Source organism: Kitasatospora sp. NPDC034533, from assembly GCF_055575155.1.
In genome coordinates, this window is record NZ_JBVITE010000027.1 from 34388 (window position 1) to 55475 (window position 21088).

At 75.9% G+C, this 21088-nt stretch carries 20 protein-coding genes; 10 read left to right on the top strand and 10 right to left on the bottom strand.

Annotation, left to right across the window (positions count from 1 at the left end; all coding sequences use genetic code 11):
* Position 1: 1 nt before the first annotated feature.
* From asnB to ACZ55U_RS20020, 5 genes are all read left to right on the top strand, one after another.
* On the top strand, positions 2 to 1837 hold the full coding sequence (gene asnB, locus ACZ55U_RS20000; protein WP_465527470.1) for an asparagine synthase (glutamine-hydrolyzing): 1836 nt from the start codon (positions 2 to 4) through the stop codon (positions 1835 to 1837).
* A complete protein-coding gene (locus tag ACZ55U_RS20005) occupies positions 1834 to 2379 on the top strand; it encodes a flavin reductase family protein (protein WP_465527471.1) in 546 nt (181 codons plus the stop codon). The genes asnB and ACZ55U_RS20005 overlap by 4 nt, the downstream gene beginning before the upstream one ends.
* A complete protein-coding gene (locus tag ACZ55U_RS20010) occupies positions 2376 to 3875 on the top strand; it encodes a 4-hydroxyphenylacetate 3-hydroxylase family protein (protein WP_465527472.1) in 1500 nt (499 codons plus the stop codon). The genes ACZ55U_RS20005 and ACZ55U_RS20010 overlap by 4 nt, the downstream gene beginning before the upstream one ends.
* Positions 3872 to 4717, top strand: a complete 846-nt coding sequence (locus tag ACZ55U_RS20015) for a class I SAM-dependent methyltransferase (RefSeq protein WP_465527473.1) — start codon at positions 3872 to 3874, stop codon at positions 4715 to 4717. Before ACZ55U_RS20010 ends, ACZ55U_RS20015 begins: the two co-directional genes overlap by 4 nt.
* Before the next feature lie 105 nt (positions 4718 to 4822).
* On the top strand, positions 4823 to 5698 hold the full coding sequence (locus tag ACZ55U_RS20020) for a helix-turn-helix domain-containing protein (protein ID WP_465527474.1): 876 nt from the start codon (positions 4823 to 4825) through the stop codon (positions 5696 to 5698).
* Between the two features lie 4 nt (positions 5699 to 5702).
* Here ACZ55U_RS20020 and ACZ55U_RS20025 read toward each other — a convergent pair whose 3' ends face one another.
* The gene (locus tag ACZ55U_RS20025; protein WP_465527475.1) at positions 5703 to 6965 is read right to left on the bottom strand and encodes an MFS transporter; all 1263 of its coding nucleotides are present in this window, start codon (positions 6963 to 6965) and stop codon (positions 5703 to 5705) included.
* Positions 6966 to 7215: 250 nt separating this feature from the next.
* Complete coding sequence (locus ACZ55U_RS20030; protein WP_465527476.1) at positions 7216 to 7965, bottom strand: hypothetical protein; 750 nt, start codon at positions 7963 to 7965, stop codon at positions 7216 to 7218.
* A gap of 264 nt (positions 7966 to 8229) precedes the next feature.
* On the opposite strand from ACZ55U_RS20030, the gene ACZ55U_RS20035 reads away from it, so the two are divergent.
* Complete coding sequence (locus ACZ55U_RS20035) at positions 8230 to 9033, top strand: SAM-dependent methyltransferase (protein WP_465527477.1); 804 nt, start codon at positions 8230 to 8232, stop codon at positions 9031 to 9033.
* Positions 9034 to 9042: 9 nt separating this feature from the next.
* On the opposite strand, the gene ACZ55U_RS20040 is transcribed toward ACZ55U_RS20035, so the two are convergent.
* Positions 9043 to 9711 (bottom strand): helix-turn-helix transcriptional regulator, encoded by a 669-nt coding sequence (locus ACZ55U_RS20040; protein WP_465527478.1) that lies wholly within the window; start codon positions 9709 to 9711, stop codon positions 9043 to 9045.
* Positions 9712 to 9885: 174 nt separating this feature from the next.
* On the opposite strand from ACZ55U_RS20040, the gene ACZ55U_RS20045 reads away from it, so the two are divergent.
* The gene (locus ACZ55U_RS20045; protein ID WP_465527479.1) at positions 9886 to 13074 is read left to right on the top strand and encodes a cytochrome P450; all 3189 of its coding nucleotides are present in this window, start codon (positions 9886 to 9888) and stop codon (positions 13072 to 13074) included.
* A 69-nt stretch (positions 13075 to 13143) separates the two neighbouring features.
* On the opposite strand, the gene ACZ55U_RS20050 is transcribed toward ACZ55U_RS20045, so the two are convergent.
* The 7 genes from ACZ55U_RS20050 to ACZ55U_RS20080 all read right to left on the bottom strand — a co-directional run bounded on the left by ACZ55U_RS20050 (position 13144) and on the right by ACZ55U_RS20080 (position 19159).
* Positions 13144 to 14022 carry a S1 family peptidase gene (locus ACZ55U_RS20050; RefSeq protein WP_465527480.1) on the bottom strand — a complete coding sequence of 293 codons (879 nt, stop codon included), beginning with the start codon at positions 14020 to 14022 and terminating at the stop codon, positions 13144 to 13146.
* Positions 14023 to 14297: 275 nt separating this feature from the next.
* Positions 14298 to 15539, bottom strand: coding sequence for an MFS transporter (locus ACZ55U_RS20055; RefSeq protein WP_465527522.1), 1242 nt, complete (start codon positions 15537 to 15539; stop codon positions 14298 to 14300).
* A 50-nt stretch (positions 15540 to 15589) separates the two neighbouring features.
* The gene (locus tag ACZ55U_RS20060) at positions 15590 to 16681 is read right to left on the bottom strand and encodes a PLP-dependent cysteine synthase family protein (protein ID WP_465527481.1); all 1092 of its coding nucleotides are present in this window, start codon (positions 16679 to 16681) and stop codon (positions 15590 to 15592) included.
* Between the two features lie 57 nt (positions 16682 to 16738).
* Positions 16739 to 17095 (bottom strand): hypothetical protein, encoded by a 357-nt coding sequence (locus ACZ55U_RS20065; protein WP_465527482.1) that lies wholly within the window; start codon positions 17093 to 17095, stop codon positions 16739 to 16741.
* Between the two features lie 114 nt (positions 17096 to 17209).
* On the bottom strand, positions 17210 to 17647 hold the full coding sequence (locus ACZ55U_RS20070) for a hypothetical protein (protein WP_465527483.1): 438 nt from the start codon (positions 17645 to 17647) through the stop codon (positions 17210 to 17212).
* Between the two features lie 100 nt (positions 17648 to 17747).
* Complete coding sequence (locus ACZ55U_RS20075) at positions 17748 to 18305, bottom strand: GNAT family N-acetyltransferase (RefSeq protein ID WP_465527484.1); 558 nt, start codon at positions 18303 to 18305, stop codon at positions 17748 to 17750.
* 173 nt (positions 18306 to 18478) lie between these two features.
* Positions 18479 to 19159 (bottom strand): phosphoribosyltransferase, encoded by a 681-nt coding sequence (locus tag ACZ55U_RS20080; RefSeq protein ID WP_465527485.1) that lies wholly within the window; start codon positions 19157 to 19159, stop codon positions 18479 to 18481.
* 389 nt (positions 19160 to 19548) lie between these two features.
* On the opposite strand from ACZ55U_RS20080, the gene ACZ55U_RS20085 reads away from it, so the two are divergent.
* From ACZ55U_RS20085 to ACZ55U_RS20095, 3 genes are all read left to right on the top strand, one after another.
* Complete coding sequence (locus ACZ55U_RS20085) at positions 19549 to 19998, top strand: STAS domain-containing protein (RefSeq protein ID WP_465527486.1); 450 nt, start codon at positions 19549 to 19551, stop codon at positions 19996 to 19998.
* A gap of 11 nt (positions 19999 to 20009) precedes the next feature.
* Entirely contained in the window at positions 20010 to 20495 is a 486-nt protein-coding gene (locus tag ACZ55U_RS20090) for an ATP-binding protein (protein ID WP_465527487.1), read from the top strand.
* 123 nt (positions 20496 to 20618) lie between these two features.
* Positions 20619 to 20990, top strand: a complete 372-nt coding sequence (locus ACZ55U_RS20095) for an STAS domain-containing protein (RefSeq protein ID WP_465527488.1) — start codon at positions 20619 to 20621, stop codon at positions 20988 to 20990.
* Positions 20991 to 21088 lie beyond the last annotated feature (98 nt).

The window sequence follows — 21088 nt, forward strand, 5'->3', positions numbered from 1 at the left end:
CATGTGCGGCATCACCGGCTGGATCGACTGGGACACCGACCTGCTCCACCAGGCCGGGACCGTCCGGGAGATGACCGCCACCCTGGCCTGCCGGGGCCCGGACGCCGACGGCGTCTGGCTCTCCCGGCACGCCGCCCTCGGCCACCGCCGGCTCGCCGTGATCGACCTCGACGGCGGCGTCCAGCCGTTCGCCGACCGCCCCGGGGCCGACCCCACGGCCGTCCTCGGCTACAACGGCGAGCTCTACAACCACCGCGAGCTGCGCACCCAACTGGAGGCCCTCGGCCACACCTTCCGCACCCGCTCGGACACCGAGGTGGTGCTGCGCGCCCACCTCCAGTGGGGCCGGGACGCGCCCACCCGGTTCAACGGCATCTTCGCCTACGCCCTCTGGGACGCCCGGCGCGAGGAACTGCTGCTGGTGCGCGACCACCTGGGCATCAAGCCGCTGTACTGGCACGCCCACCGCAGCGGCGTGCTCTTCGGCTCCGAGCCGAAGGCCGTGCTCGCCAACCCGCTGTTCCGCGCCGAACTGGACGCCGAGGGCATCGCCGAACTGTTCGCGCTGCCCGCCGCGCCGAGCGCCGGCCACGGGCTCTTCCGCGGCCTCCACGAACTGCGTCCCGGCCACTTCCTGGTCGTCGGCCGCGCCGCCACCCGGGAGGTCCGGTACTGGCGGCTGGAGTCCGCCGAGCACCGGGACGACGCCGCGACCACCCGGCGCACCGTCCGGGAGCTGCTCGCCGACGCCGTCGAACGGCAGCTGATCAGCGACGTGCCGCTGTGCACCCTGCTCTCCGGCGGCGTCGACTCCAGCGCCGTCACCGCCCTGGCCGCCGCCGCCCGGGAACGGGCCGGCCAGGGGAAGATCACCAGCTTCTCGGTCGACTTCCCCGGCAGCGCCGAGCGCACCCCGGACGCCTGGCGCACCACCCGCGACGCCCCCTACGCGGCCGCCGCCGCCGAGCACATCGGCACCCTGCACACCACCGTCCTGGTGCCCGACGACGACCTGCTGGACGCCCGGGACGCCGTCCTGCGCGCCCGCGACCGCCCCGGGTGGGGCGAGATGGACGCCTCCCTGCACCTGCTCTTCCGCGAGGTGCGGCGGCGCTCCACCGTCGCGCTCTCCGGCGAGGCCGCCGACGAGATCTTCGGCGGCTACCCGTACTTCCACGACGCCGGGGCCCTCGCCGCAGCCACCTTCCCCTGGCTGCACGGCAGGGCCACCCCGGCGGACCTGCTGCGCCCGGACGTCCGGGCCGAGGTGCGCCCCGAGGAGTACACCGCCGCCGCGTACCACCGCTCGCTCGGCGAAGTGCCGCGCCTGCCCGGCGAGGCGGCCGCCGACGCGCGGGTGCGCGAGGTCTTCCACCTGGCGCTCACCCGCTGGCTGCCCCCGCTGCTGGACCGGGTGGACCGGGTGTCCATGTCCGTCGGACTGGAGGTACGGGTGCCGTTCTGCGACCACCGGCTGGTCGAGTACCTGTGGAACGTCCCCTGGGCGCTCAAGGCGCCGGACGGACAGGCCAAGGGGCTGCTCCGCGACGCCGTCCGGGACCTCCTCCCGCCGCAGGTCACCGACCGGCCCAAGAGCGGCTACCCGTCCACCCCCGCCGTCCGCTACACCGAGGTGCTGACCGCGCGCGCCCACGAGCTGCTGGCCGACCCGAACGCGCCGGTCTTCGACCTCGTGGACCGCGACACGGTGCGCCGGCTGCTCGCCGAGGGCCGTCCGCTGCCCAGCCCGCGCACCGCGCCGAACCCGGTCGGCGGCCTCGACCACCTGGTCCAGGTCGACGAGTGGCTGCGCGCCTACCGGGTGGGGCTGCGATGAGCGGCGCCGCACCGGCCCCGCCCGACACCCGGGTGACCGCCGAGGCCTTCCGGGCCGCCTCGCGGGGCTGGACCAGCGGGGTCGCGGTGGTCACCACCCGGGCCGGCGAGGAGGTCTTCGCCAAGACCGTCTCCTCCTTCAGCACCCTCTCCCTCGACCCGCCGCTGATCACCGTCGCGATCGGCGGACGCAGCCCGCTGGTGGCCGCAGTCCGGGCCGCCGGACGCTTCGGCCTGTCCGTCCTGACCGCCCACCAGGAGGACCTGGCCCGGCGGTTCGCCGCCCCCGGGGCCGGGCGCGCGCCCGGCGCCTTCGCCGCCCTGCCGACCCGCACCGCCGCCACCGGCGCCCCGCTCCTGGAGCCCGCCCTGGCCTGGTTCGACTGCCGGCTGCACGCGGCCCTGCCCGGCGGCGACCACACCATCCTGGTCGGCCGGGTCGCCGCCGCGGCCCGCGGCAGCGGCACACCCCTGCTCTACCACGACGGCCAGTACCGCGCACTGGCCCCGACACCCCTCACCACCACCGGAGTTGGCGCATGACACTGTTGGACACCGCCACCGGTCGCGGCGCGCCCGCCACCGCCCGAGGCCTGCTGACCGGCGATCGCTACCGGGCCGAACTCGACGACGGACGCGAGCTCTACCTCGACGGCCGGCGGATCACGAACCCCGCCGACCACCCCGCGTTCCGCCCGGCCGTCGACGAACTCGCCCGCCTGCTCGACCTCCAGCACCACCCCGACCACCGCGACCTGCTCACCTGGCAGGACCCGGACAGCGGCCTGCGGCTGGCCCGCGCCTACCAGCCCCCGCGCACCCTCGACGACCTGCGCCTCCAGCGCCGCAGCGCCGAGTTCTGGCACGCCGAAGCCCTCGGCCAGCAGGGCCGCTCGCCCGCCTTCATGGCCTCGATCGCCGTCGGCGTCCACGACTTCCGCCACCGGCTGGCCGAAGCCGACCCGCGCTTCGGCGCCAACGCCGAGGCCTGGTACCGCCACTGCGCCACCAACGACCTCGTCCTCTCGCACGCCCTCGGCGACCCGCAGATCGACCGCTCCGCCAACCCGCTGGACGACCCGGACCTCGCCCTGCGCGTCATCGAGGAGAACGACCGGGGCATCGTGGTGCGCGGCGCCAAACAGCTCACCACCCTCGCCCCGCTCGCCCACGAGGTGCTGGTCTACCTCTCCGCCTCCTTCACCGAGGGCCGCGGCGAGCAGTTCGTGACCTGGTTCGCCCTGCCGCTCAACACCCCCGGGCTCGTCACGCTCGCCCGCGAGCCGCTCGGCAGCGCCCCCTGGGGCCACGCCCACCCGCTCGGCGCGCGCTACGACGAGCAGGACGCGATGCTCTTCTTCGACGACGTCCTGGTGCCCTGGGAGCGCGTCTTCCTGCTGCGCGACGCCGCCCTCGCCCGGCTCGGCCTCGGCCGGATCAACGCCTGGAGCGCCTACGTCGGCCACATCCGCTACCGCGAGCGGCTGCGCACCCTGCTCGCCACCGCCACCCTCGTCGCCGAGTCGATCGGGGTGGACGGCTTCCGCAACATCCAGGAGGACCTCGGGCGCCTCGCCGGGTACGCCGAGCTGACCGAGTACTTCCTGGACGCCGCCGAGGCCCGCGGCGCCCTCACCGACGGCGGCCTGTTCGCCCCCGGCGACACCGCCGCCTCCCGGGTCTGGTCCGCCGAGGTGGCCGCCACTGCCGTCGAGATCGTCCGCCGGATCGGCGCCTCGGGACTGCTCATCCAGCCCACCGCCGCGGACCTCGCCAACCCCCGGCTGCGCCCTCACCTGGACCGCTACATGCGCGGTCGCGGCATCGACGCCGAGCGCAAGTCCCGGCTGTTCCGGATCGCCTGGGAGCTCACCGGCGACGGCTTCGGCCAGCGCCAGGACCTCTACGAGTACGTGCACCGGGGAGACCTCGCCCGCAACCGGATCAACATCTTCAAGCGGTACGACCAGAGCGAGGCCCGCGAGCGCCTGCTGCGCCTGGTCGACCGGCCCGCCGACGCCGAGGAGAACCAGAAGTGACCGCCCCCTCCGCCGTGGAGATCCAGGCCGGCACCCTCGCCGGGTACGCCGACGCCAGCCGACTGCGCCAGGTCCAGGACCGCGACTGGGTGCTCGACCAGGTCACCGGCGAACCCGGGACCCTGGTCGACCTCGGCAGCGGGATCGGTCAGCTGCTCCAGGCGGCCCTGGAGCGGTTCCCCACCCTGCGGCACGCCGTCGGCCTGGAACGCTCCGAGCACCGCCTCGCCGAGGCCGCCGTCCGGCTCCAGCCGTACGGCGAGCGGGTCTCCCTGCACCCGGCCGACCTCACCGCCCCCGAGCCGCTGCCGCTGCGGGCCGACGTGATCACCCAGACCTCGGTGCTGCACTGGCTCTACCCGTGGGAGGAGCGGATCTTCGCCTGGGCCGCCGCCCACCTCGCCCCCGGCGGCAGCTTCCTGCTGACCACCTACCACCCCGCCCGGGACGCCCACGGCCTCGGCGGCGAGGACGAGCTGGTACGGGACGCCCTGGTGGCCCTCGGCACCCCCTACCAGGAGGTGCCCGACCTCCTCGCCCGCGGCGGCGTCCTGCCGATCGCGACCCGCACCCGGACCGTCGAGGACCTCACGGAGGTGATCGGCCGGCACCTGAGGGTGGCCGGCCACCTGGAGCGCGACGCCGTCGTCACCGTCGACGGCGCCGCCCGGTACGAGCACTTCCACGCCGCCACCTTCGGCGACTACTACAGCCGCCTGGTGCCGCCCGAGCAGCGGGCCGCGTTCTTCCGCGCCGTCGGCGAGAGCGCCTGGCGCCGGCAGAACGAACGCGGACACGTCAGCCACATGCCCGTGAGGCTCTGGACGCTGACGTCCCGTTAACAGCGTGTGTAGCCCGCCGCTCACCCCTGGGACGAGCGGCGGGCTGCCCCTACGCTGGGGGCAGCCACCGAACCACCGCACCGATCACGGCCGAGGAGCCCAACCGTGTCAACCCACCCCGCCGGACGGGAACTCGGCGCCTTCCTGCGCGCCCACCGAGAACTCCTCAAGCCCGCCGACGTGGGCCTCACCGCCACCACCCGCCGCCGCACCCCCGGGCTGCGCCGCGAGGAGGTCGCCTCGCTCTCCGGCGTCGGCCTCGCCTGGTACACCTGGGTCGAGCAGGGGCGGGTCGCCGCCTCCCGGCAGGTGCTGGAGGCGATCGCCCGGGTGCTTCGGCTGGACGACGCCGGCCTGCGGCACGCGCTGCGGCTGGCCGGCTTCCACGAGCCCGCCCCGGCCGTCGGCCCGGCGGGCACCGGCCGGATCGCCGAGGCCATCCGGCCGGTCCTCGACTCCTGGCCCACCAGCCCGGCCGTCCTGCTGGACCGCCACTTCGACCTGCGCGGCTGGAACGCCGCCTGGACGGCGCTCTGGGGCGCCCCCGAGGTGCTGCCCGCCGACCGGCGCAACCTGATGTGGGTGATGGCCGCCGACCGGCGGGTGCGCGCCGTGCTGCGCGACTGGGAACCGCTCGCCATGAACGTCTTCCAGCACTTCCGCGCCCAGGCGGGCCCCGCCCTGGCCGAGCCCCGCACCGGTGAGGTCTACCGCCGCCTGGACGAGGACGCGCCCGAGCTCCGCCACTGGTGGGGGTGCCACTCGGTGGCGGAGCTGACCGTCCGTACCGTCACCGTCGAGCCGCCCGGGCTCGGCCCGGTCCGGCTGACGCTGTCCTCCTTCCACCCGGTGGACGACCCCTCCGCGACGGTGCTGCTGTTCACCCCGACCGACGCCGCCGACCGGGCGCGGATGTCCGAACTGGTCGAGCATCCGCTGCGCGCGGTCGGCGGCGTGGAGGAGGGGCGCCGGGTCGGCTGACCCGCTACGGGGCCGCGGTGCGGGTGGCGGCCCGGCGCAGCCCCAGGCTGACCACCAGGGCGCCGAGCGCGGCCAGCACCGCGAGGCCGGTGCCGACCAGCAGGGTGCCGTCCACGACGTCCCCGAAGGAGCCCACCGCCCAGGCACCGAGCCCGGTGCCCGCGTACATGGTCGAGGTCAGCCAGGCGCTGGAGGTCGCGCGCAGCTCGGGGGCGATGGTGCCGGCCAGCGTCTGCTGGTCCGTCACGAAGCCGCCGGAGGCCAGGAACCACAGCGTCACCCCGACCAGGGCGAGCACCAGGCCCGGGCCCTCGGCCGCCAGCGCCACGCCGACCGCCAGCAGCACGCCCCACAGCGGCAGCAGCGGCAGGTCCGAGCGCCCGGCCGTCCTGGCCCGGTCGCCCAGCCGCCCGCCCACCAGGGAGCCGGCCATGCTGCCCACGCCGACCAGCACGCCCACCAGGCCGAGCGCCTGCACCGAGAGGCCGAAGCGCTGCACCAGCACCGCGCCCAGGAAGGTGTAGGCGCCGAGGTTGGCGGCGTTGAAGACGGTGTTGACGAGCAGGGCGCGGCGCAGCGTGGGATCGGCCCAGCCGGCCAGGATCGCCCGGACGGCCCCCACGCGAGCCGCGGCCGGCTCGGCCGTGCGGGCCCGGACCTGGCGCAGCAGCAGCGGCACGGCGGCGGCGGTGCCGACGGCCAGCGCCCAGAACGCCGAGCGCCAGCCGGCCAGCCCGGCCAGGAAGGCGCCGAGCGGCACCCCGATCACCTGGCCGCAGGAGAACAGCGCCATGCCGAGGCCCAGTGCCCGTCCGCGCACCGCGTCGGGCGCGGTCTCGGCGATGTGCGCCCAGATCGCCGGTCCGGCCGCGGCCGCCGCCAGTCCGGCCACCGCGCGGGAGACGACCAGCAGGGTCAGCCCGGTGGACAGCGCCGCCGCCACGTTGGACAGCACGAACAGCAGACTGCCCGCGACCAGGGTGCGGCGGCGGCCCAACCGGTCGCTCAGCAGGCCGAGGAAGGGCGCCGCGACGGCGTACACCAGCACGTAGGCGGTGACGCTGGAGGCGGCGGCGGCCTCGGTGGTGTGGACCGAGTCCGCGATGGTCGGCAGCAGTGGCGAGACCAGGAAGGTCTCGGTGCCGAACAGGAACAGCAGGAGGAAGACCCCGGCGTAGCGCCACCGGTCGAAGCCCCGCGCCGACGCGTCCAGCGGCGGCACGTCCTCGGCCCGGTCGGGCGCGGGCGGGTCGGAGATGCTGCTCACGGCGAAGTACCACCTTCTCGTACCAGGGCGCGGCCGGGCCATCGGACGGTGGGCGCGAGCGACCGCGAAGGATGACAGGAAGTCCGATGCGGCCATCCTGCGGACCGGCCCGGTGCCCAGCCAGACAGGCGGTGATCCTGTGACTCGGGCTCACAGGATGGCGGCGGGCTCCCGGTGCCGGAGGCGGCAGGGCCGGCGGCGGGCGGCGGAAGCCGCGACCGGCTTCAGGCCGGAGCGGGCCGACGGGGCCTCAGACGGGCTCGTCCCAGGAGACCCCGACGGCGATGGCGGTGAGGACCAGCCAGCCGAGGACCGCGATGGCGAGGACGACGGGGAAGGGCAGGCAGAGGGCGAGGAGGAAGGCGGCGATCGGGAGGGTGAGGAGGGCGATGGCGGGGAGGGCCAGGAGCGGGACCGCCCAGCCGGTGAGCCGGCGTCCGAGCGCGCCGTAGAGGCCGAGAACGGTGCCCGCGCCGACCAGGCAGCCCACGGTGAGGGAGGTGAGCCAGGGGTAGCTCAGGCAGGGGGAGCGGTGGCCCTGGTGGGAGAGCGCGACCACGCGGCCCCGCCAGAGCGTCAGCTCCACCTCGCCGCCGATCTCCTCGCTGTCGTAGAGGCCCTCGGAGACGCTGTAGGTGGCGGAGGGCTGCGTCTCGCGGGAGACGGTCAGCTCGTAGCTCTCCGAATCGGAGCTCCGGTCGGCCCGCATCCTGGTGACCTTGCCGGTCTCCTGCCGGGTGCAGCCGGTGGTGACGGTGGAGCCGCAGGACGGGGCGCCGATGTGGGCGACCGCCTCGTCGTAGGCGTCGTCGAACCGGAGGAAGCCGAGGACGACGACGGACAGGCCGGCGACCACCGCCAGCACCCGGACGAGCCCGAGGACGGCCGGGACGACGGCCCTGAGCGCGGTGCGGGCGCCGGAGTGCCGGGGTGCCGGGGCGGGGGCGTCGGGGGCGGGCACCGCGTCCCTCGGGCCCGGGGCGTCGTGCGGTTCACTCATCGGCGTCGCTCCGCGCGTCCATCGCTCTCCCCTCGGCCGGCCGGGCGCGTTCCCGGGTGTTCAGCCGGATGATGGCAGGGCCCGGCGTGGCGGGGGGAGCGACCGGAGCGGATTGTCACCGAGTTGTGGAAATCGGGCGGGGCGGCGCCCGAGGCGGGGTCAGGGCACCCGAGGTGGGGTCAGGGCAGCAGCAGGCCGGCCAGCTCGTCGAGCAGTTCGGTGACCCGGCGCGCCTTCTCCGGGTCCGGTTGTAAGTTGCCGGCCATGACGACCTCCGAACCGCTCAGCCCGGTCTCCCGCACCGCCCTGTCCGTCGCCAGGGTGCGGGCCTACGAGAGCTCCCGCCCCGATCCACTGTTCGTCGACCCGTACGCCGCCGCGTTCGTCACGGCCGCCGGACTGCCGCTGGCTCCCTCCGACCGGCCCGGCAGGCTCGGCAGGATCCTGATGGTGCACGGCAAACTGCGCACCCGCTTCTACGACGACCGGCTGCTCGCCGCCGGCGCCGACCAGGTGGTCCTGCTGGCGGCGGGCCTGGACGCCCGGGCCCACCGGCTGCACTGGCCGGCCGGCACCCGGCTGTTCGAACTGGACCTGGCCCCGGTGCTGGAGTTCAAGGCGCGGGTGCTGGACGGGCTCGGCGCCGTGCCGCGCGCCGAGCGCACCGCCCTGCCCGCCGACCTGGTCGACCCCGGGTGGACCGACCGGCTGGTCGAGGCCGGGTTCGACCCGGCGCGGCCCTCGGCCTGGCTGGCGGAGGGGCTGCTGGTCTACCTCACCGCCGAGGAGACGGCCACCCTGCTCACCGCGGTGGCCGCGCTGGCCGCCCCGGGCAGCCGGCTGCTGCTGGAGCAGGGCCGGGACGTCAGCCGCACCCCGGAGGACCCGGCCCTCGCCGAGATGACCGCGCTGTGGCGCGGCGGGCTCGGGCCGGGCACCGACCGGTGGCTCGACGGGCACGGCTGGAAGACCGAGCTCACCACCCTGGTCCGGCTCGGCGAGGCCTACGGGCGCCCGCTCCCGGACCCGGAGATCACGACGGCCTTCGTCGAGGCGGTCCGCTCCTGAGCGGGGGCGTCAGGCCGGCCGGGGCGGCCAGGCGCCCGTGACCAGCACGCCGGTGGCGTAGGCACGGGCGACCAGGGCGGTGCGGTTGGGGACGCGCCAGCGGCGGGACAGCCGGGCCAGGTGGTAGTTGACCCCGTCCGTGGTGACGCCGATCTCCCGGGCGATCTGCGCGGTGGTGTCCCCCCGCGCGGCGGCGGCCAGGATGCGGGCCTCGACCGGACTGACCTCGGCCCGGGGGCCGTCCGGCGGGGCCTCGCCCTCGGGCTCCGCGGGCTCCGCCGCCCGGAGCGAGAGCAGCAGGCTCGGGGTCTGCTCCGGGGTGTCGGCCACCAGCTCGACGGCCATCTCGCCGTGCCGCTCGCGGCCTGCGACCGGCGTCCAGGAGACCCGGGCCGGATACCGCGAGCGGCGGTGCAGCCGGACGGCCTCGGTGAGCGTCTGGATCGTCGCGCTGTCCCCGAGGGTGAAGAACTCCAGGATCCTGCGGTTGCGCAACTGCCCAGGGAACAGGCCGAACTCGGCCGCCATCGCGCGGTTGACGATCAGGATGCGGCCACCGAACTCGCACACCGCGATGGGCAGCTTCACGTGGTCCAGCAGCCGCAGCGCCCGGTTGCGCCAGATCACCGCGGCGTCGGGCCGGCTGCCCGGCACGGGCCCGGGGCACCCCTCGGTCATCGCATGTACGCTCCTCCTCCCCGTGGCGCCCGCGCGCACCAGAGCTGACGGCCCGTGGGCAAGTCCACGGGCACCGCGGGTACTACACAATCATGTAGTGATCGCCGCTCGACCCCCCGCCCGGTGGGCGCACAGTGGAAGCATCCGAACCGTGCCGCTGTGGGAGGGACCGCGATGACCGAGACGGTGGAGAACACGACCGAGGGCGAGAGCCCGACCGTCCCCCTGGTGGACATCTCGTCGGCGCCGCCGGTCGCCGTGCCGATGCTGCGGACCATGGAACTGGCCAGAAAGCACGGCCCGGCGTTCGTCCAGCGGCTGCACGGCCACGACGCCCTGGTCGTCAGCGGCCTGGAGCTGGTCGAGGAACTGGCCGACGAGACCCGCTTCACCAAGTCGATCGGCCCGGGCCTGGTGAACGTCCGTCAGTTCACCGGCGACGGCCTGTTCACCGCCTACAACGACGAGCCCAACTGGGCCCGGGCGCACGACATCCTGATGCCCGCCTTCGCGCTCGGCTCGATGCGCACCTACCACCCGGTGATGCTGCGGGTGGCCCGCCGGCTGGTCGACTCCTGGGACCGGCGCCAGGCCGCCGGACTGCCGGTGGACGTGCCCGGCGACATGACCCGGATGACCCTGGACACCATCGGACTGGCCGGCTTCGGCTTCGACTTCGGCTCCTTCGAACGGGAGGAGCCGCACCCCTTCGTCGAGGCCATGGTGCGCTGCCTGAACTGGGCGATGACCAAGCTCACCCGCGACCCGGAGGCCGACCACGGCGAGAGCGACGCGGCCTTCCGGGCCGACGCCGACTACCTGGCCGGCGTCGTCGACGAGGTGATCGCCGCCCGCGCCGGGGAGGGCGCCCAGGGCCCGGCCGAGGACCTGCTCGGCCTGATGCTCGGAGCGGTGCGCCCCTCCGACGGCAGCCGGCTGGACGCCGAGAACATCCGCAACCAGGTCATCACCTTCCTGATCGCCGGCCACGAGACCACCTCGGGCGCGCTCTCCTTCGCGCTCCACTACCTGGCCAAGCACCCGGCCGTGCTGCGGCAGGTGCAGCGCGAGGTGGACGGCCTCTGGGGAGCCCAGGCCGATCCCGAGCCCTCCTACGAGGACGTCGGACGGCTGCGCCTCACCCGCCAGGTGCTCAACGAGGCGCTGCGGCTGTGGCCGACGGCGCCCGCCTTCAGCCGCGAGGCCCGCGAGGACACCCTGCTCGGCGGCCGCATCCCGCTGCGCGCCGGGCAGACCGTCTTCGTCCACACGCCGATGCTGCACCGCGACCCCGTGTGGGGCGACAACCCGGAGCTGTTCGACCCCTCCCGGTTCGACCCGGAGCGCGAGCAGTCCCGCTCCCCGCATGCCTTCAAGCCCTTCGGCACGGGCGAACGCGCCTGCATCGGGCGGCAGTTCGCGCTGCACGAGGCGACGATGCTGCTGGGCATGCTGGTCCACCGCTACCGGCTGATCGACCACGCCGACTACCGGCTGACGATCAAGCAGACGCTCACCATCAAGCCCGACGGGTTCACCCTGCTCCTCGCCCGGCGCGAGCCCGCCCGGGCACCCGAGGCCGGTCCGGCCGCCCACGCCGCCGACACCACCGCCGCCGCCGCCACCGGCACCGCCGCCGGGCGCCCCGGCCGGGTCCGCCGGGGCACCGGGCTGCTGCTCCTGCACGGCTCGAACTACGGCGCCTGCCGGGAGTTCAGCCGCCGGCTCGCGGAGGCCGCCGCCGAACTCGGCTGCGAGACCGCGACCGCCCCGCTGGACGCGTACCCGGACGGGCTGCCCACCGACCGGCCGGTGGTGATCACCGCCGCCTCGTACAACGGCCAGCCGACCGACGACGCGGCCGTCTTCGTCCGCCGGCTCCAGGAGTCCGACGGGGCGCCCGACGGGCTCCGGGCCGACGGGGTCGCGTACGCGGTGCTCGGCATCGGCGACCGCACCTACGCGGCGACCTACCAGCGCGTCCCGGCCCTGATCGACGACCGGCTCGCCGCCCTCGGCGGCACCCGGCTGCTGGAGCGCGCCGAGGCCGACGCCTCCGGCGACCTGGACGGCACCGTACGGCGGTTCACCGAGCAGCTGCGCGAGGTCCTGCTGGCGCGGTACGGGGACGCCGACGCCCCCGCCGCGCCCCGGCCGACGGCCGCCTTCACCGTGACCGAGGTGACCGGCGGCCCGCTGGCCGCGCTGGCCGCCCGGCACGACCTGGCGGAGCTGACCGTCACCGCCGTCGGCAGCCTGACCGACCCGGGCTACCACCGGGTCAAGCGGCTGGTGCGCCTCGCCCTGCCGGAGGGCACCGGCTACCGGACCGCCGACCACCTCACCGTGCTGCCGGCCAACGACCCGCTGCTGGTCGAGCGCGCCGCCAAGCTGTTCGGCGCGGACCTGCGGACGGTGCTCAACATCGTGGCGCACCGGCGCACCGGCCCGGCCGTCGACCGCCCGCTGACGGTGCGCGACCTGCTCACCCACCACGTCGAGTTGCAGGACCGGCCGAGCGCGGGACAGCGCGCCGTGCTGGCCGACCTCAACCCCTGCCCGCCCGAGCGGGCCGCGCTGCTGGCGCTGCCCGAGGACGACCCGCGCACCCTGCTGGACCTGATCGAGGACCACCCGGCACTGCGGGAGCGGCTGACCTGGCCGGTGCTGCTGGAGCTGCTGCCGCCGATCCGGCCGCGGCACTACTCGATCTCCTCCTCGCCCGCCGAGCGCCCGGGGGAGGTGGACCTGATGGTCTCGCTGCTCAGCGGGCCGGCCCGCTCCGGCCGGGGCGTCTTCCTGGGCACCGGCTCCGGCCACCTGGGCCGGGTGGCCGTCGGCGACACCGTGCTGGCCCGGGTCCGGCCCTGCCGGGAGGCGTTCCGGATCGGCCACCGCACCCCGGTGGTGATGATCGCGGCCGGCACCGGCCTGGCCCCCTTCCGGGGCGCCGTCGCCGACCGCCGGGCGCTGCTCGCGAAGGGGGCGGACCTGGCCCCGGCGCTGCTGTACTTCGGCTGCGACGACGAGGCGGCGGACTACCTGCACCGCGACGAGCTGGAGGCGGCCGAGCGCTCCGGCGCGGTCTCGCTGCGGCCCGTCTTCAGCGAGCGGCCGCGGCACGGGCGGCGCTTCGTGCAGGACCGGATCGCGGCCGAGGCGGCCGAGCTGTGGGAGCTGCTGGAGGCCGGTGCCGAGGTGTACGTGTGCGGCGACGGGGCCCGGATGGCCCCGGGCGTTCGGGACGCCTTCCGGACGCTGTACCGGGAGCGCACGCCGGGCGCCGACGAGCAGCGGGCGCGCGAGTGGCTCCAGGGCCTGGTCGAGGCCGGCCGGTACGTCGAGGACGTGTACGCGGGCTGACCGCCGGAGCCGGACACGGCCGTCGGCCCGCTGCACCCGGCAGCGGGCCGACGGCCGACTCCTGGAGGATCAGAACACGTTCACGTGGTAGGCGGCGAGCGCCGCGTTCACCGGCTGGTAGAAGGTCGTCCCGCCCGAGGTGCAGTCGCCGCTGCCGCCCGAGGTGAGGCCGAGCGCCTTGGCGCCGTCGAACAGCGGGCCGCCGGAGTCGCCGGCCTCGGCACAGACGTTGGTCTGGATCAGGCCGGTGACGATGCCGCCGTCGGTGTAGCGCACGGTGGCGTTGAGCCCGGTGACGGTGCCGCCGTGGGTGCCGGTGGTCGACCCGGTGCGCTGGACCGCCTCGCCGACGAAGGCGTTCGGGGCGGAGGTGAAGCCGCCCGGGTGGCTCAGCGCGGAGTTGTCGTAGCGGACCAGGGCGTAGTCGTGGCCGGGGAAGGTCGAGCTGATGGTCGGGCCGATCCGGTTGCTGTGCGCGAGGTCGGTGTACCAGTCGGGGGCGACGTTGCCGCAGTGCCCGGCGGTGAGGAAGTAGTAGGTGCTGCCGCTGACCACGTTGAAGCCGAGCGAGCAGCGGTACTGGCCGCCGTAGATGGCGTCCCCGGGGGCGACCAGGGGCCTGAACACCCCGGGGACCCGGTGGATGGCCACGGTGGACGCGTTGGGGCCGACGGCGCTCATCAGCTTGCCGAGCGAGACCGGGGACACGGTGCTGTCGGCGGTCACCACGACCCGTCCGGCGGCCTCGTCGACGTACCAGGCGGTGCCGTCGACCTCGGCCTTCAGGATGGCGTCGCTGACCGCCGCGAGCTGTTCCGGCCGGGCGGTGCCGGTGGGGGCCGCGGCGGCGCCCGGCGCGGCGACCGCGGTGGCGGTCAGCAGGCCGAGGGCCGCGGCGAGCAGGCGGAAGCGGCGTGTGGTGCGGGGGGTTCTGCGCATGGTCCTCACCGATCTCCTCCGGGAGCGAGCGGCCCTGAGGGTTGGGGCCGTGAAGCGCGGTCAGGCGGTGGGTGGACTTCGGCCGGTGCTCTCCGTAAGCACGGCGGATGATCTGCTCCTGACAGGCGCTGACCGGAAGTATGTGAAAACTGACCGTTCGGTACAAGCTTCCTGATGGGGTGTCGGCGGACCCGTGGACCCTTGGGAGTCCACGGGTCCGCCGTTCGGAGGCTGCTGAGCTCCCGTCGGCCGCCCGTTACCCGGCCCCTGTCACCCGGCCTCCGTCACCCGGCCGGCTGCCCGGCGGGCACCGGCTCGGGGCCGGCGAGCCGCCGGTCACGGTGGAGGAGGCGCAGCGAGAGCGCGCAGAGCACTCCGAGGGCGCACAGCGCAAGCCAGGGGAGCGCGGCGAGCCCGGCCGCGCGGGCGGTGTCCAGGGCCGCGCCGGTCAGCAGGTTGCCCACGGTGATGCCGACCCCGCAGACGGTGTTGTAGAGCCCGTAGTGGGTGGCGACCAGGCGGTCCCCGGAGAGCCGCACCACGGTGTCCATCTCGAACGGGTAGGCGAGCATGGTGCCCAGCGCCAGCAGGAACGCGGCCAGTGCCGGCGGCCCGGCGGCGAGCGCCCAGCGTCCGGGGCCCGCCCCGGGGACGGGCACGGCCGAGGCGGCGAGCAGCGGCAGGAACGCCGCGCCCATCACGGCCACCCCCGCGGCCAGGGCGGTGCCCGGCGAGGTCCGGGCCCGGCACCAGGCGGTGACCCTGGTCTGGAGCAGGATCGTGCCCAGCCCGGACACCGCGAACAGCAGCGCCGTGGCCACCGTCCCGCCGGTGCCGTCACCGCCCAGCCGCCGGACCTCCAGCGGCAGCGCCAGGTACACCTGGAAGGACAGCACGTACGAGCCGGTCATCGCCGCCGCGAACAGCAGGAACGGACGGTTGGCCAGCACCCCGCGCCACTGCCGCAGGACGCCCGCGCGCTCCGGGCCGCCGGCCGGCTCGGCGCCCCGGCGGGCCGGCAGCGAGCGGATCTGCACGGCGCTGAGCGCCGCGAACACCCCGGCCGCGACCAGGCAGGTGGCGCGGAAGTCCACCGCCGTGAGCGCCATGCCGACCAGCGGGCCGAGCAGGATCCCGGCCTGGTAGAACACGTTGAACAGCGCGAACGCGGCCACCCGCTGCTCGCCCGCGTCCCGCGCCAGGTACGCCCGGACGGCCGGGTTGAACAGCGCCCCGGCCAGGCCGGTGGCCGCCGAGGCCGCCACCAGGGCGGGCAGCGCGGACGAGACGCCGAGCGCGGCGAAGCCGCCGGTGCGCAGCAGGCAGCCCGCGACGATCAGCGGCTTGTAGCCGAAGCGGTCGGCCAGCGTGCCGCCGACCAGGTACATGCCCTGCTGGGCGAAGTTGCGCACCCCGAGCACCAGCCCGACCGTCCAGCCGGCCAGGCCGAGGCCGCCGGACAGGTGGGCGGCCAGGTAGGGCATCAGCATGTAGAAGCCCAGGTTGATGGTGAACTGGTTGACCATCAGCAGCCGGACGCTGCGCTCGTAGCCGCGGAACCGGGTGGTCAGGTCCCTCACCGGGCACCGCCGAGGGGGGCCGTGAGGGTCAGCGGGTCGACCACCTCGGCGCAGCGCGACCAGCGGGTGACCTCCCGCTCGTCGGGCCGGGCCAGTTCGTCCGGGTTGTCGGCCGGCGGCCGGTCGAGCAGGTCGTGCGCGGCGCAGTACTCGTCGTCGTAGACGGTGCCGAGGTAGCGCTGCGGCCCGTCCGGGAAGATCGCGGCGATCCGGGTGCCCGCCGGCTGGGTGCGGGCCAGCCAGCCGGCCACCAGGGCGACCGCCCCGACGCTCCAGCCGCCGGTGGCGTAGTGCGAGGCGGCCAGCCGCCGGCACGTCCGGACGGCCTCGGCCGGGGCGACCCAATGCACCTCGTCGAAGGTGCCGTAGGCGACGTTGCGCGGGTAGATGCTGGAGCCGAGACCGCGCATCAGCCGGGGGCGGGCGGGCTGGCCGAAGATCGTGGAGCCGATGGTGTCCACGCCGACCACCCGCAGGCCCGGGTAGAGCTGGCGCAGCACCCGGGAGGTGCCGGCCGAGTGCCCGCCGGTGCCGACGCTGCACACCAGGACGTCCAGGTGGCCCAGTTGGGAGGCGAGTTCGAGCGCCAGCGGGGTGTAGGCGGTGGTGTTGTCGGGGTTGTTGTACTGGTCCGGGCACCACGAGCCGGGGTGGCGGGCCAGCAGCTCGGCCACCCGGTCGCGCCGGGCCTGCTGCCAGCCGCCGCTCGGGTGCGGGCTGGTGACGGCCTCGACCTCGGCGCCGTACGCGGTGAGCAGCCTCGTCATGGACGGCTCCAGGCCCGGGTCGGTGACCAGCGTGACCGGGTGGCGGTACACCTGGCCGGCCAGCGCGAGGCCCAGGCCCAGCGTGCCGCTGGTGGACTCCACGATCCGGCCGCCCGGGCGCAACTCGCCGCGCTCCAGGGCTCGTTGGACCATGTGCAGGGCCGGGCGGTCCTTGATGCCTCCGGGGTTGAAGCCTTCCAGCTTGGCCCAGAAGCCGCGGCCCTCCGGGGCCAGCGGCTCTCCGATCCGCAGGACCGGGGTGTTGCCGACCAGGCCGGTGAGGGCCGCGCGGTCGTCGGTGCGGGGGGTGATGGACGTCATGTCTCGTCTCCTGTCGGGAGGTTGGCGGAACGGAACGGCTCGGGCGGTGCCGAGCCGCTATATCCGCCACCGGCCGGTGACGAGCAGGGGGACTCCGGGCTTGGTGGCGCGCCCGGGGGCCGCCGTCGGGCGCGTCGCGGGGAGGACCGCCGGGGAGGTCCGGTCCCCGGAGGGTGCGGCGGCGGGCACGGGCGCGGGCACGGAGGTGGAGCGGACGGACCGCTGGGCGGGTTCGGCGGTCTCCCCGCCGCCGCAGTGCCGTTCGGCGGACCCGGGGGAGGAGGCGTGCGGCTCGGCCGGAGCGGCGGCGCCGGCCGGGCGGAGCGGATGGGTGTCGAGGTGCTGCTGCGCGCAGCCGACGGGCAGCAGGGAGAACAGGCCGAGCAGCAGCGCGGCCAGGAGCCTGACGGGCATGACGGGACTCCGCGCGGCCGCACGGGGCGGCAGCGGATCGGCGAGAACGGGAGGGGACGCGGGCGGGCACGCCGAACCGCACCGCGAGGCGGGGCAGGGGCGGGCCGGGCCGGTCTAGACCCTCAGTCGCGCGATCCGGTGGGGGAGCCGGGAAGGTCTGGCCGTGGGCCGCGCGTCGGCCGGGCGCGCCGGACCGGCCGCCGGTGCGGCCTCCGTGCCGACGGGCTGGACGGCGGCCGCCGGGCAGGCGGCCTCGCTGCCCGGGCCGTCCTCGGGCTTACCGGACAGGCACTCGCTGCCGGGGTGGTCGCCGTCCTCGTCGTGGTCCTGGCCGTGCTCCTGGTGCTGCACGGCGTGCGGACCGTCGGTTGCGGCCGTGACCGGTGCGGACCACACGATCCGGAGCGGATCGGAGTGCCCGGCGCCGTTCTCCGCACTGAGGCCGTGCGACGCGAACACGGCCACCAGGAGGGCGCCCAGCCAGAACAGCCGCGCCACCGCCCCTCGGGGGCGGGCGCGTCGTGCACGAAACGGCGACCGGGCGGTGACCATGCCGTGATCCTAGCCCGACTTCCGTCTCCGGCGTAGTGGGTCTCAGTTGATGTGATGAGCCGTCAAATGGCTGGGTGGTGAAGCGCTCAGGCGGATCGGCTCAGAGGCCCTGGGCCTGCTCCCGGGTCAGCCGCCAGACCAGCTCCTCGCCGGTCTCGCCCGGGGCGAGCACCTCGGCGGGGCGGCGCAGGTGCTGGGTGAAGCCGAGCCGGGCCGGAACGGCGCCGCTGGCCCGGTTGGCCGGGTCGTGCACGATCTCGACGCACTCCACACCCGGGAGCCGGAAGGCCTCGGCGGCCAGGGCCCGCGCCGTCCGGGTGGCCAGGCCGCGCCCGGTGGCGGCGGGGTGCAGCCAGTAGCCGATCTCCCGGACGTCCTCCGGGGTGTCCTCGCGCCGGAACAGCCCGCAGGAGCCGACGATCGCGCCGTCCCGCGTGATCGCGTAGGTGAAGTCCCGTCCGCTTTCCCAGAGCCGGGGGCGCTCGGCGAGGAAGGCGGCGGTCTGGGCCGGGCTCTGGTCGGCCGCCCAGGGCATCCAGGGCCGCAGGTGTTCCAGCGACTCCTCGATGACGGCGAGGAACTCGGGCAGGTCGGTGGCGGCGTCGAAGCGGCGCAGGGTCAAGTCGTCCAGGGCGATGACGGGCGGGGGGAGGTCCATGTACGAAGGATGGTCCGTACGCCCTCCGTCCGGCAACGGGTTTTGTCGGCGGTGACGGACCGTCCGGCCTGGTCAGGACGGTGGTGGTCAGGACGGTGGCGATCGGTGCGTGGCGGCCGGTGTGCGGCGATCGGTGCGTGGCGGCCCGGAGGGCCGGGCGCGTCACCCGACGCTCAGGTCGGTCCCCCGGGGCCCGGTTCGGCCCCGGGCTGGTCGGAGGGGGCGAGCCGGTGCAGCAGGACGGCCGCTTCGCGGTCGGTGACCTCGTGGAACTCGTCGTACCAGGGGCCGGCCGCGTGGGCGTAGCGCGGTAGGTGGAGGCAGACCAGCTCGTCCACGTCCCGGGACAGGTCGGCCGCGACCCTGGCGTCGCCCACGGGCGCCGCGAGGACCAGCCGCTCCGGCTGGTCGGCGGCGAGGGCGTGGACGGCGGCCCGGGTGCTGAGGGCGTCGGTCAGGCCGTCGGAGACCAGGACGGCGGTCCGCCCGTGCAGCGGCAGCCGCGACCGGCCCTGACGGTAGAGCGCCTCGCGGCGGAGGACCTCGGCGCGCTCGCGCTTGACGCTCACGCCCAGCTCGGCCGCGGTCACCCCGAGGCTTTCGAGGGTGTGCCGGTCGACCAGCGGTGGGTCGCCGTCGGCGATCGCGCCGACCGGCCGGTCGTGGCCCGCCACGGCCAGCGGCCGCACCACGGCGGCGTCCAGCGGGGCGCCCAGCGCCTCGGCGACCTCGGCCGCCACCGGCAGGCCGCCGGGGGCGAGGCCGAGGACGACCACCCGGGACCGCCCGCGGAGGAGCGGGGCGAGCCTCCCGGCGAGCTGGTGTCCCGCGGTGCTGCGGTCGAGGAACCTCACGGCCGTGTCCTCCTCCCCGGGGCCGTCGGACGGCTCCGTCGCCGTTCGGACGGGGCGCCGGTGGCCCTGATCGGGCGCCTGCCGACCCCGGCACCGGGCGGCTTCCCCGTCGGCGCGGGCGCTAACGTCCGGTGGCGGGTCCGGCGGGTCCGGCGGGTCGCGCCGTGCCATGGCGAGCACCGCCGGCCTGGGGGTGTGGCCCGGCGGGCCCTGGGCAGACGCGGGGCATGGACGATCGACGGACGGCGCCCCCGCCCGTACTCGTGGCGCCCGTGGGCGCGACCGCACCCGCGGTGCCCGCGGGTGCGGCCGTCCGTGCGACCCGGTTCGGCGCGCGCGATGATGGGCACGACGGCGCCCCGCCGTTCCGACCGGACCGGGAGCGAGCCATGCCAGGGCCTTCCGAGCGACCCCACGAGCCCGTCGGCCGGCCTGGATCCGGCGAACCCGAACCCGGCGGCCTGCGCGTCGTGGTCGGCCACCGGGGCCCGGTGCGGATCGTCGCCGTCTCCGGGGAACTGGACCACGACAGCGCGGACGGGCTGCGCGCCGCGCTCGCCGCCCCGCCCGAGGCGGAGGGCGTCGAACGGATCGTGATCGACCTCGCCGACCTGCGCTTCTGCGACTCCACCGGACTGAACATCCTGCTGCGCGCCCGGCTGGACGCGCGGACGGCAGGGCTGCGCCTGGAACTGGCGGGTCCGCGCCCGCCGGTGGCTCGGCTGTTCGCGATCACCGGGGCCGACGCGGTGCTGCGGGTCCACCCGGACCTGCGCTCCGCCCTGGCGGCCGGCGAGGACGGCCCCGGCGGGCCCACCGCACCCTCCGGGCAGGCCTGAGGAGCGCGGCCGTGAACCGTCCCGCGAACGGAGCGCCACCGGGCCGGGAGCAGACCAGACGACTGGCCCTGGCGGGCCGCGACGGCGCGGTGCAGCGCAGCCGCGAGTTCAGCCGGCGGGCGCTGCAGTCCTGGCACTGGCTGCCGGCCGCGGACGCCGACCGGCGGGCGGCCGCCGAGGACGTGCTGCTGATGGTCTCGGAACTGGTCACCAACGCCTGCCTGCACGCCCGTGGCGGCCCGCGCGAACTTCGGCTCTCCTGGAACGGCGCCCGGCTGCGGGTGGAGGTCGCGGACGGCAGCCCCGTCCCACCGAGGCTGCGGCCCTCGGCCGGCCCGGGGCGGCCCGGCGGGCACGGTCTGCGGGTGGTGGACCGGCTCGCACGGGCCTGGGGCTCGCGGCCGGAGGAAGGCGGGAAGTCGGTGTGGCTGGAGGTGCCGCGGCCGAGGGCGCTGTCCGACGCCCGCCCGGCCGGGGAGCCGGACGGACCGGGCTGAGAACTGCCCGGAACACGCCGGAGCGCCGCCCGTCGTTTCCCGCGCGCCGCAGCGGAAAGCCGCGAGGTGTCGGCGTCGGCCGCAGGCCCGCCCGGCCGCTCGCGAGGAGAGGAGCCCTCCGCCATGAGGAACCGCCCGTCGATTCCCGGCAGCCCGGCCGTCGGCCGCACCGTCGGGCTCACCGTCGAGGTCCGGCCGTGGGCCCGGGGGACCGTCCTCGCCCTGCTCGGCGAACTGGACCTCGACTCGCTCGCCGAGCTGCGGCCGGCCCTGGACCGGGCGGTCGCCGAGCCCGCCTCCGTGGTCGTGGTGGACTGCGCCGGGCTGGAGTTCTGCGACTCCACCGGGCTCAACGCCCTGCTGCGGGCCAAGGCCAGGGCCGAGGCCGACGGCAGCCGGATCGAACTGGCCCGGCCCCGGCCGCTGATCCTGCGGATGCTCGAACTGACCGGGGCCACCGACGCCTTCCCCATCCGCGAGACCGTTCCCGGCTGAGGCCCCCTCGCGGGGGCTCGGGTGCTCGCCCCCGAGTGTCGCCCCCGGCCCGGGGTGGCAGAGTGGGAGCAGGGCGGCGGCCCGCCGCCTTCGCGGCC

Bases quoted from the DNA above. Each gene is read 5' to 3' on its own strand.
- asnB (WP_465527470.1), top strand. From the start codon at position 2: ATGTGCGGCATCACCGGCTGGATCGACTGGGACACCGACCTGCTCCAC.
- ACZ55U_RS20005 (WP_465527471.1), top strand. From the start codon at position 1,834: ATGAGCGGCGCCGCACCGGCCCCGCCCGACACCCGGGTGACCGCCGAG.
- ACZ55U_RS20010 (WP_465527472.1), top strand. From the start codon at position 2,376: ATGACACTGTTGGACACCGCCACCGGTCGCGGCGCGCCCGCCACCGCC.
- ACZ55U_RS20030 (WP_465527476.1), bottom strand. From the start codon at position 7,965: ATGAGTGAACCGCACGACGCCCCGGGCCCGAGGGACGCGGTGCCCGCC.
- ACZ55U_RS20035 (WP_465527477.1), top strand. From the start codon at position 8,230: ATGACGACCTCCGAACCGCTCAGCCCGGTCTCCCGCACCGCCCTGTCC.
- ACZ55U_RS20040 (WP_465527478.1), bottom strand. From the start codon at position 9,711: ATGACCGAGGGGTGCCCCGGGCCCGTGCCGGGCAGCCGGCCCGACGCC.
- ACZ55U_RS20045 (WP_465527479.1), top strand. From the start codon at position 9,886: ATGACCGAGACGGTGGAGAACACGACCGAGGGCGAGAGCCCGACCGTC.
- ACZ55U_RS20055 (WP_465527522.1), bottom strand. From the start codon at position 15,539: ATGGTCAACCAGTTCACCATCAACCTGGGCTTCTACATGCTGATGCCC.
- ACZ55U_RS20060 (WP_465527481.1), bottom strand. From the start codon at position 16,681: ATGACGTCCATCACCCCCCGCACCGACGACCGCGCGGCCCTCACCGGC.
- ACZ55U_RS20065 (WP_465527482.1), bottom strand. From the start codon at position 17,095: ATGCCCGTCAGGCTCCTGGCCGCGCTGCTGCTCGGCCTGTTCTCCCTG.
- ACZ55U_RS20070 (WP_465527483.1), bottom strand. From the start codon at position 17,647: ATGGTCACCGCCCGGTCGCCGTTTCGTGCACGACGCGCCCGCCCCCGA.
- ACZ55U_RS20075 (WP_465527484.1), bottom strand. From the start codon at position 18,305: ATGGACCTCCCCCCGCCCGTCATCGCCCTGGACGACTTGACCCTGCGC.
- ACZ55U_RS20085 (WP_465527486.1), top strand. From the start codon at position 19,549: ATGCCAGGGCCTTCCGAGCGACCCCACGAGCCCGTCGGCCGGCCTGGA.
- ACZ55U_RS20095 (WP_465527488.1), top strand. From the start codon at position 20,619: ATGAGGAACCGCCCGTCGATTCCCGGCAGCCCGGCCGTCGGCCGCACC.